Raw genomic sequence first — 9,943 nt, 5'->3', positions numbered from 1 at the left:
GCTCGCACTACCTCCTAAGCCTCTATAATGGCAAGCAATTCAGCCGTTTTCTGCTTCATCAAGGCTGAGTCACCACGCGCCTCTACATTTAAACGCAATACCGGCTCGGTATTCGACATGCGCACATTAAAACGCCAATCCTGATAAGCAACGCTCAGTCCATCGGTGTGCTGCACCGATACCGCAGCAGGCGCATAAACCGTCTCAATAGCCTCTATTAACACCTTCGCATCCGTCACGGTACGGTTTATCTCGCCGCTACAGGGGTATGCTGCCACTCGCTCAGATACCAATTGAGATAAAGTCTTACCACTCTCTGAAAGCAACTGCGCCACCAACAACCAGGGAATCATGCCGCTATCGCAGTAAGCAAACTCCCTAAAATAATGGTGCGCACTCATCTCTCCGCCATAAATAGCATTTTCTAGACGCATACGCTCTTTAATAAAAGCATGGCCCGTCTTACATTCAATGGCGACGCCTCCTGCTGCCTCAACGATATCGACAGTATTCCAGGTAAGCCGCGGATCATGTACGACACGCTCGCCGGGGTGCTTAGCGAGATAAGCGTCTGCGAGCAAGCCTACGACATAGTAACCCTCAATAAAGGCGCCATGCTCATCAAAGAAAAAACAGCGATCGAAGTCTCCATCCCAGGCTATACCAAAATCAGCCCCCTCACGTATCACCGCCTCTCTCGTCACACCTCGGTTTTCCTCGAGCAATGGGTTAGGCACACCATTGGGGAAGTTACCATCGGCCTCATGATGCCGCTTAATAAATGTGAGCGGTAACTCTGGCTCTATCGCATCGAGAGCCATGCCCGCACCACCGTTACCCGCCGTCGCAACAATTTTCAACGATTTCAGCTTGCTCGCGTCAACATAACCCAGCAGATGCTGCACATACGCAGGGCGGGTGTCAATATGGTACAACGCCCCCCGCTCCGCCACTGCCGCGAATGCGTTGGCTTCCGCCAAGGCTTGAATATCAAACAAGCCTGTATCGCCGCTAATTGGCTTGGCACCTTCACGCACGAACTTCATGCCATTGTAATCTTTTGGGTTGTGACTCGCCGTCACCGCAATGCCACCATCCATCTCGCGATGGAAGGTAGCGAAGTAGACCTCCTCCGTGCCACAGCAGCCAATAGAAAACACATCAACCCCAGCATCGAGCAGGCCGTTAGTTAGCGCCTCACAGATTGCCTCACTACTAAGGCGAATATCGTAACCAATAATAACTTTCTTCGGACGTACGACCTCGGCGTAGGCTCGACCTATTCTGTAGGCAATATCCTCGTTAAGCTCATCAGGAATACGCCCACGCACATCGTAGGCCTTAAAGCAAAGCAGTTTTTCACTCATAACATCATTCATCCACAATGATTAATTTATCACGATGGCACAGTAAGCTGCTCACCTTGAGGTGCGCCTAGCCAAGCATATCTTGACGCAATATAAACACACAGCCTCACTTAGAGCGTCCATATATATCTTCAAAGCGAACAATATCATCTTCACCTAAGTAGCTACCACTCTGCACCTCAATCAACTCAAGAGGAATAACGCCTGGATTTGACAGTCGATGCTGATGCCCCAAGGGGATATAGGTGGACTGATCCTCGGTCAATATAAACTCTTTCTCTCCACAGGTGACGTGGGCTGTGCCACTAACCACGACCCAGTGTTCGGCACGGTGATGATGCATCTGCAGGGAGAGTGTCTGACCAGGGCTGACAATAATCCGCTTCACCTGAAAACGCCGATCAGCCACTAAAGCTTGATAGCTCCCCCACGGACGAAATACCTGTGTATGGCGATCTGTTTCAGGCCGTACCTCCGACTTCAACCGACTGACAATATGCTTAACATCTTGCACATGATCTTTACTAGCGACGAGTATCGCGTCCTCTGTTTCAACCACCACTAGATTATCAACGCCCACCGCAGCCACCAGCCGCTTGCCACTACGCAAATAGCTGTTGCTAACATTGTGGGTGATAACATCCCCCCTGCAAACATTATTATCATCATCGTGCTCACTGACCTGCCACAATGAACTCCAAGAGCCAACGTCACTCCAGCCTGCCGCAAGCGCTATAACTACGGCATTGTTTGTCTTCTCCATCAACGCATAATCGATCGAATCACTGGGACACTGCTCGAACGCCAACCGGTCAATACGGATAAAACTCAAGTCATGCTCACGGTCATCATAAGCCTTACGACAGGCGTGAAATATTTCGGGTGAGAATTGCCCAAGTTCAGTGCAAAACTGTTCGGCCCGAAAGACAAACATACCGCTGTTCCACGCGTACTTCCCCGAGCGGACATAGGACTTCGCCGTTGGCAGGTCGGGCTTCTCAACAAACCGAGTCACTTTATAGCAATTTGGGAGCACTTCGACTCCCCGCTCAATATAACCGTAGCCCGTCTCTGGCCCTTCCGGCACAACCCCAAAAGTCGCTAAGTGCCCTTGCTCCGCAGCCACCACAGCCTGCATCACCGCCTGATGAAATATTGTCGGCTGCTTTATTACATGATCTGCTGGCAGCACTAATAATACCGCCTCTGCATCGTTTTTCTGTGCAGCCATCGCTGCCAAAGCCACTGCTGGAGCGGTATTTCGCCCTACAGGCTCTAGAATGATCGCTGCATTTTCAACACCCATTTGACGAAGCTGTTCAGCCACCAGAAAGCGATGCTCCTCGTTACAAACGACAATGGGCGGGGCAAGCTCTAACCCTTCGAGACGCCCTAGGGTCTGTTGCAACATCGACCATTGATCACTCATCAGGCGAATAAATTGCTTCGGAAACAACCCCCTAGAAACAGGCCAGAGTCTACTGCCAACGCCTCCACAAAGTAATACAGGATGAATCATAATAGTCTCGTGATCAGTCAATAGCTTTTCAGCTCAAGGTAACATTTACATTCTTTAACATAAGCCCCGTAATTATATATGGAGTCTTACTGATTCACCTAGGCCCAAATACATCAATAACTTAAAGCTTCACCGAGGAAGAGGGCATTTTTTTGTTCAGAACGACAATAGTGGCGATGAAACCTACTACCTATCGAGGATTTGTCCTATTATTTGCACCACTAGACAGCCACTAGTAAACGGTTACAATAACGCCTCACTATGATTACCTAACGGCGGGGTCTCCGTCGTCTGCACAACAAGAGAAGCAAATGAGCGAGAAGAAAGGTTTAACACACATAAACAGCTTTACTAAGGAAGACCTTATCGAGTGTGGCCACGGACGCATGTTCGGCCCCGGCAACGCTCAACTTCCAGTAGACAACATGCTCATGGTTGATCGTGTCACTAATATTAGCGTAGACGGCGGTGAGTACGGTAAAGGCGAGGTTATTGCCGAGCTCGACATCAACCCTGACCTATGGTTCTTTCAATGCCACTTCCCCGGCGACCCAGTGATGCCAGGCTGTCTCGGCCTCGATGCCATGTGGCAGCTGGTTGGTTTCTTCCTAGGCTGGAAAGGCAACCCTGGCCGTGGTCGCGCCCTCGGTGTAGGCGAATTGAAGTTTACCGGTCAAGTACTGCCCACCGCAGGCAAGGTCACCTATCACCTAACGCTCAAGCGCGTCATTGAACGCAAATTAATTATGGGCATAGCCGATGGTACGGTCTCTGTCGATGGCGAAGTAATCTATGTCGCTAAAGACCTTCGTGTTGGCCTATTTACTTCTACCGACAACTTTTAAGGTTTTGCGGCACCTCCTTAGTGGCTGCCGCTCATTGATTTAATTTATACAAGTGAGTTTGTTATGAGAAGAGTTGTAGTTACAGGCATAGGCATCGTCTCCTGCTTAGGTAACAGCAAAGAAGCCGTCAAAGAGTCGTTATACGAAGGACGCTCTGGCATTAGCTTTAACGAAGTACACGCAGAGATGGGTTTTCGCAGCCACGTCAGCGGTACCCCGGTTATCGACTTCAAAGAGCATATCGACCGCAAGCAACTCCGCTTCATGAGAGATGCCGCTGCCTATGCATATATCTCCATGCAACAGGCAATCGACGACTCTGGCCTAACGGATGAGCAAGTTTCTAATGTACGCACCGGTATTATCGCTGGCTCTGGCGGCGCCTCTGCGGCCAGCCAAACTGAGGCTGCCGATATCCTACGCGACAAAGGCATCAAGCGTGTCGGCCCCTACCGCGTCACTCAGACCATGGGCTCTACTGTATCCGCCTGTCTAGCGACCCCCTTTAAGATTAAGGGTGTCAACTACTCGATCTCATCAGCCTGCTCCACCAGCGCACACTGCATCGGCAATGCGATGGAGCAAATTCAACTGGGCAAACAGGATGTTGTATTTGCTGGTGGCGCAGAGGAGCTGCACTGGACCATGAGCAGCCTCTTCGACGCCATGGGTGCACTATCCTCAAAGCGTAACGATGACCCTAGCAAGGCCTCACGTGCCTACGATGCCGACCGCGACGGTTTCGTCATCGCCGGTGGTGGTGGCATGATCGTGCTGGAGGAGCTGGAACACGCCAAGGCGCGTGGCGCCAAGATCTACGCCGAGCTTGTCGGCTACGGCGCCACCTCTGACGGTTACGACATGGTCGCCCCCTCCGGTGAAGGCGCCGTACGCTGTATGCAACAGGCACTGAGCACAGTTGACGGTACAGTTGACTACATCAATGCCCACGGCACCAGCACCCCGGCTGGCGACATCCCAGAGCTACGCGCGATGAAGCAAGCCTTTGGTGACAACCTCCCCGACATTAGCTCCACAAAGTCACTATCGGGGCACTCTCTTGGCGCCGCTGGTGTACAGGAGGCGATTTATAGCCTCATTATGCAGGAGCATGGTTTTATCACCGCGTCCGCCAATATCGAGACTCTCGATGAAGAAGCTAAGGGTATGCCAATCGTCACAGAGCGCAAAGACAACGTTAAGCTCGAACGCATCATGTCGAATAGCTTCGGCTTCGGCGGAACTAACGCCTCACTAGTCTTTCAAAGCTATAACGACTAAATAGACAAGCACAAAAAAGGCTGCGATTTCGCAGCCTTTTTTTGTTCACAGATAAGCAATTAACAAAGCAAGCCATCTAAAGGCAGTACCTCGACCATATCTCCTTCCGCTATCGCTTGGCCTATCGGTACAATAGCCAGACAGTTGGCCCAGGACGTTGACGACAATACCCCCGAGCTCTGATTCGAGAATTGCGAAACAACGGCAGTCCCCCCATCCCTCTCTATCTTCGCTCGTAAATATTCTTGTCGGCGCCCAGGCTTAGCGACAGTAAAATTAGCAGGCAAGAAGACTGAAAGCGGTGCAGTTTCCCTGCAACCCTGCATCGTTAAAATATAGGGCCGAGCCACTAGACAGAAAGTGACAAAGACTGCTGCTGGGTTGCCAGGTAAGCCTAAAAAGGGCACGCCTAACACCTTACCATAGGCCAACGGTTTGCCGGGCTTAATGGCCAGTTTCCACAATTTAAGCGCGCCCAGTTTCTCTACCTCAGCCTTGACGTGGTCCTCCTCGCCTACGGACACACCACCACTGCTGATGATTAGGTCGCAGGCCCCGGCGGCCTTGCGCAACAGCCTCTCAGTATCCTCAGCGGTATCTCGGCAAATTCCTAGGTCGACAACCTCAACATCTAATCGCCCCAGCAGAGCGCTCAGCGTGTAACGGTTCGAATTATAGATTTGTCCTGGTAGCAAAACCTGCCCAGGCTCCCGCAACTCATCACCAGTAGAAAGTAGCGCCACCTTTAGCGGGCGTCGAATCTGTAACAATTCAACACCGACAGAGGCCAATACCCCTAGATCTTGAGGCCTCAAACGGTGGCCAGCCGGGAGCACCACCTCGCCAGCGATAAGGTCTTGCCCTGCTCGGCGAATATTATTCCCAACCGGTATAACACTAGTCGTCGACAAGCACTTATCACTGACAACGGCCTTTTCCTGCATCAAGACCGCATCGGCCCCTGCCGGCATCGCCGCGCCAGTGAAGATCCGTGCCGCTTCACCTGCCACCACCTCAACACCGACGGAACCCGCCGATATACGTTGAGTGACTCGCACCGAAGCACCAGCAGCAAGATCCCCTGCGCGCACCGCATAGCCATCCATCGCACTGTTATCAAAAGGCGGTACCGAGACCGCTGCTACAACATCTTCTGCCAGCACCCTACCAACGGCATCTGCCAGCTTAACGGTAACAGCCTCCGTTACTAGCGGAGCATCGTTCAGAAGCGTTGCCAATGCGGTCTCAATGGCCGTCCATGATGCACTCATTGGGTATGCCCCATCACCCCATCACGCTCAAGTACACCGACAAAGTTACAGGGTCTATGCGCACTGTTTATCTGCTCTTTAATAATTCCTTCCCAGCCAGTACGGCAAGCTCCAGTAGAGCCCGGCAGACAAAATACGACGGTATAATTAGCAAGCCCAGCCACCGCCCTTGACTGCACTGTCGAGGTACCGATGTCGTGATAAGAGATAGCCCTAAAGGTCTCTCCAAAGCCCTCTACCCTCTTATCGAATAACGGTATTAGAGCCTCTGGCGTCGAGTCTCTACCCGTAAAACCAGTACCACCGGTGACAAGTACAACCTGCACATCAGAGGCAATCCAGGCCGAAACGACGGCGCGGATATCATAGATATCATCTTTGACAATACGCTTATCAACGACTTCGTGGCCCGCTTCAGCAGCCACACTCTGCAGGTAGCGCCCCGAGCTGTCCGTCTGTTCATCACGTGTATCTGAGACAGTTAATACTGCCACTTTTAAGCTCTTTGATATTATCTCTGTCGACATAGCCTACTCCGTCGTTGCGCTGTAGCGATCTTTCAGCAAGCTTGCCATAACAGACCGCCAGGGACGTTGCTTTATCCCAAAATGATTCAATATACGCAGACACTTAAGTGCCGGGTGCGGCACGGCGCCGTATTTCTGGAAGTTATCCACAGACTTGATATTCACCTTCTCAGGATCTACCTGGCCGTACTGCTGGCAAGTGGCGATAATTGCCTCTGTAAAGTCCTCGCTGCTGGTAACATCAGAGCTGCAATAATGATATATGCCATAGCACTCCGCTCCGGCCTGCAGCTGCTCGGCACAGGCGACAACAACCCTAGCCACATCAGACGCAGGTGTCGGGCACCCCTCTAAACCGCTATAAACAACAAGTTCACGGCCCGTCTCGAGGTGCATCAGCATATCCTCGAAGACACCCGCGCCACTGTCACTAAAAACCCAACCCACACGCATCACCAATGAGATATCACAAAGCCTCAACATCGCCTGCTCGGCCCTCACCAACATCTCGCCATCACGAGTCACAGGGTTCGGTGCATCACCCTCAATGTAACCTTGCGCTAAATTAACCGAGAAGACCTGCGCGCTCGACAACTGAATACAAGGTAGGCGCTCACGCTGACAAAGCTCTGCGATACGGGTAACCAACTCAATATCATGCTCCTGCAGTCCTCCCTCTTCAGGGCTCTGCAGGTTAAAGCAATTCACTACAACATCGACGCTATGATGGTTAATCGCCACCAACGCCTCATCATCGGCCAGTAGCTGCTCACGCCCTAGCAACTCAACACGATAATGTTTGCTTACTAACAGCGGAACCAACTCCATTCCTACCCGACTATTATCATCTAGTATCAGCACTTTCATCGCCGCCACCTTCACATATTATTAATACACTATCTGCAAAAACAAAAAAACCACCGTAGCAGGTGGTTCTCACAAAATCATCTAACAACTGACAACCTAGAACGGAATATCGTCATCAAACCCTGTGTCACTAAACGGTTGCTGCGGCGCTGCAGGAGCTGTAGGTTGCTGCCTGGCTGGCTGCTGCTGGTAACCGCCCTGCTGCGGAGCCGCTTGCTGTTGAGGCTGCTGATAACCAGCCTGCTGATTGCTGGCGGGCTGCGGCGCAGAAGCTGGTGCCTGCTGCTGGTAGCCGGTTTGCTGCGGAGCCGCAGATGGCTGTGCAGCCGCTGGTTGCTGCTTCTGATAACTTTGCGCGGCATAGCCAGGCTGACCAGCGTCTTGATTACTGTTGCGGCTATCGAGCATTTGCATCTCATTAGCAACGATTTCAGTGGTATAACGATCTTGGCCGTCCTGTCCCTGCCACTTGCGTGTACGCAAGGCCCCCTCAACATACACTTTCGAACCCTTGCGCAGATACTCACCAGCGATTTCAGCCAATCGGTTAAAAAATACGACTCGGTGCCATTCGGTACGCTCTTGTGGCTGGCCAGTATTCTTATCTTTCCAAGTCTCGCTCGTCGCCAAAGTTATATTGGTAATAGCAGCGCCTGCAGCGGTAAAACGAGTCTCAGGGTCTTGCCCAATATTACCCACCAAAATAACCTTGTTGACACCTCTTGAAGCCATTAGCTTCTCCTTCATAATGAGAGCGAAAATTTCGCACCAATCATAACGCAATAAACCACCGCGAACTAGGCGCTAGGACAATGGATTTGCCTCTGCCTTAAAAGGCAGGATTTCCGTCTCAACAAACACTTTCTCATCGACCTTAAGGTAAGCCTGGCAATCCTTTGCTACCAGCATGACATCGACAACACCTGGCACAAGTTTCAGCTCCGCCAGCATATCTTCCGCACTGAAGCAGCTTTGATAGCGCAGAGCCAACCCTTTGAGGTGCCTCGGCTTTTTCATTCCAACTGCGATTAACAACCAAGCCAATACGACTGCAGCTGACAGCCAGAAACCTCCGACACCTCCCCAGTACTGCACCGCCAGGCCACCGCAGCTGCCACCGAGAAAAGCACCTAGGAATTGCGAGGTCGAATACACCCCCATCGCCGTCCCCTTACCACCGGCAAAGGCACGCTTACTAATTAGGGAAGGTAATGTCGCCTCTAACAAATTGAAAGCCATGAAGAAGCCAAAACACCCCATAATCAAGGCCCAACCATGATGACCAAACACCGCGAGCAGCAACAACGACAACAACAGCTGACAAATGGCACTAATGAACACCGGCTTAATCTTCTGCTTTCTCTCACCAAAGATAATCAACGGCACCATGGCAACAAACGACAACGCAAAAATTGGCAGATAAAACTTCCACTGCCCATGCGCCGACAACGACAAAACATCACCTAACATTAATGGAAGGTGCACAAAAGTAGCCATGAGTACAAAGTGCAGGGTAAAAATCCCTGAGTTCAAACGTAACAACTCTTTGTCGTGCAAAGCACGCTTCAGCAGCGCTGGAGCTGCCACCACGTCGGGCTGAGCACTGCTCTGACGCAACGGTGTCGGTATTAACCATAACGTGATCACCACCCCTACCGCAGCCAATACAGCGGTCAGAATAAAAATAGCAGAAATACTAAACGCACCCGCAATGAACGGCCCGATAATTACCGCGACCATAAACGAAACGCCGATACTCATCCCTATTGTCGCCATCGCCCGTGTCCGATGCTCTTCACGCGTCAAATCAGTCATCAGCGCTAAGACAGAGCTCGCGATGGCACCACACCCCTGCAGGCAACGGCCAAAAATCACCCCCCAAATACTGTCAGCCTGCGCTGCAACAATACTGCCAAGAGCGAAAATCAATAAGCCGGTAACGATAACGGTCTTGCGACCGATCTTGTCCGATAGCATGCCCAGCGGTATCTGCAACAGCGCCTGACTGATGCCATAGGCACCTAGTGCGAGACCAATCAACGCTGGTGTACTACCGGTAAAACCATCCGCATAGAGCGCCAGTACCGGCAACACCATGAATAAGCCTAGCATTCTGAACGAATACAAAGCCGCCAAACCGTATATCGAGCGGCGCTCAACGCCTGTAATGGAATTATTCGACAACGCAATGCTTCCTTATTAATAACAAAAAAACGATCGAGGGCCGCATCATAGCAGGAACCTCTAATCTGAACACGCCGCATCT

9 protein-coding genes are annotated in these 9,943 nt (G+C 51.5%); 2 read left to right on the top strand and 7 right to left on the bottom strand.

The features are described from left to right. Window positions 1-14: 14 nt before the first annotated feature. Together EDC56_RS18845 and EDC56_RS18840 are read right to left on the bottom strand one after the other, a co-directional pair. Window positions 15-1,367: a phosphohexomutase domain-containing protein gene (locus EDC56_RS18845; protein WP_123714180.1), complete on the bottom strand. Its 1,353-nt coding sequence runs from the start codon at window positions 1,365-1,367 to the stop codon at window positions 15-17. A 106-nt stretch (window positions 1,368-1,473) separates the two neighbouring features. Beyond that, window positions 1,474-2,886, bottom strand: a complete 1,413-nt coding sequence (locus tag EDC56_RS18840) for a mannose-1-phosphate guanylyltransferase/mannose-6-phosphate isomerase (RefSeq protein WP_123714145.1) — start codon at window positions 2,884-2,886, stop codon at window positions 1,474-1,476. A 311-nt stretch (window positions 2,887-3,197) separates the two neighbouring features. Here EDC56_RS18840 and fabA point away from each other — a divergent pair, with 311 nt between their 5' ends. Together fabA and fabB are read left to right on the top strand one after the other, a co-directional pair. Continuing rightward, on the top strand, window positions 3,198-3,731 hold the full coding sequence (gene fabA, locus EDC56_RS18835) for a 3-hydroxyacyl-[acyl-carrier-protein] dehydratase FabA (RefSeq protein ID WP_123714144.1): 534 nt from the start codon (window positions 3,198-3,200) through the stop codon (window positions 3,729-3,731). Between the two features lie 63 nt (window positions 3,732-3,794). Beyond that, complete coding sequence (gene fabB, locus EDC56_RS18830) at window positions 3,795-5,012, top strand: beta-ketoacyl-ACP synthase I (protein WP_123714143.1); 1,218 nt, start codon at window positions 3,795-3,797, stop codon at window positions 5,010-5,012. Between the two features lie 59 nt (window positions 5,013-5,071). Here the strand turns inward: fabB and EDC56_RS18825 are convergent, their stop codons facing one another. The 5 genes from EDC56_RS18825 to EDC56_RS18805 form a co-directional block, all read right to left on the bottom strand. Further along, on the bottom strand, window positions 5,072-6,283 hold the full coding sequence (locus tag EDC56_RS18825; protein ID WP_123714142.1) for a molybdopterin molybdotransferase MoeA: 1,212 nt from the start codon (window positions 6,281-6,283) through the stop codon (window positions 5,072-5,074). Further along, complete coding sequence (moaB, locus tag EDC56_RS18820; protein ID WP_123714141.1) at window positions 6,280-6,810, bottom strand: molybdenum cofactor biosynthesis protein B; 531 nt, start codon at window positions 6,808-6,810, stop codon at window positions 6,280-6,282. Before moaB ends, EDC56_RS18825 begins: the two co-directional genes overlap by 4 nt. Before the next feature lie 3 nt (window positions 6,811-6,813). Beyond that, complete coding sequence (locus EDC56_RS18815; RefSeq protein WP_148059467.1) at window positions 6,814-7,677, bottom strand: SDR family oxidoreductase; 864 nt, start codon at window positions 7,675-7,677, stop codon at window positions 6,814-6,816. A gap of 96 nt (window positions 7,678-7,773) precedes the next feature. Further along, window positions 7,774-8,409 (bottom strand): single-stranded DNA-binding protein, encoded by a 636-nt coding sequence (gene ssb / locus EDC56_RS18810; protein WP_123714139.1) that lies wholly within the window; start codon window positions 8,407-8,409, stop codon window positions 7,774-7,776. Between the two features lie 72 nt (window positions 8,410-8,481). After that, window positions 8,482-9,861 carry an MFS transporter gene (locus EDC56_RS18805; RefSeq protein WP_245980749.1) on the bottom strand — a complete coding sequence of 460 codons (1,380 nt, stop codon included), beginning with the start codon at window positions 9,859-9,861 and terminating at the stop codon, window positions 8,482-8,484. Window positions 9,862-9,943 lie beyond the last annotated feature (82 nt).

Source organism: Sinobacterium caligoides (genome assembly GCF_003752585.1).
GTDB classification, from domain to species: Bacteria; Pseudomonadota; Gammaproteobacteria; order Pseudomonadales; family Sinobacteriaceae; genus Sinobacterium; species Sinobacterium caligoides.
This window is presented reverse-complemented; position numbering and strand designations above follow the sequence as displayed.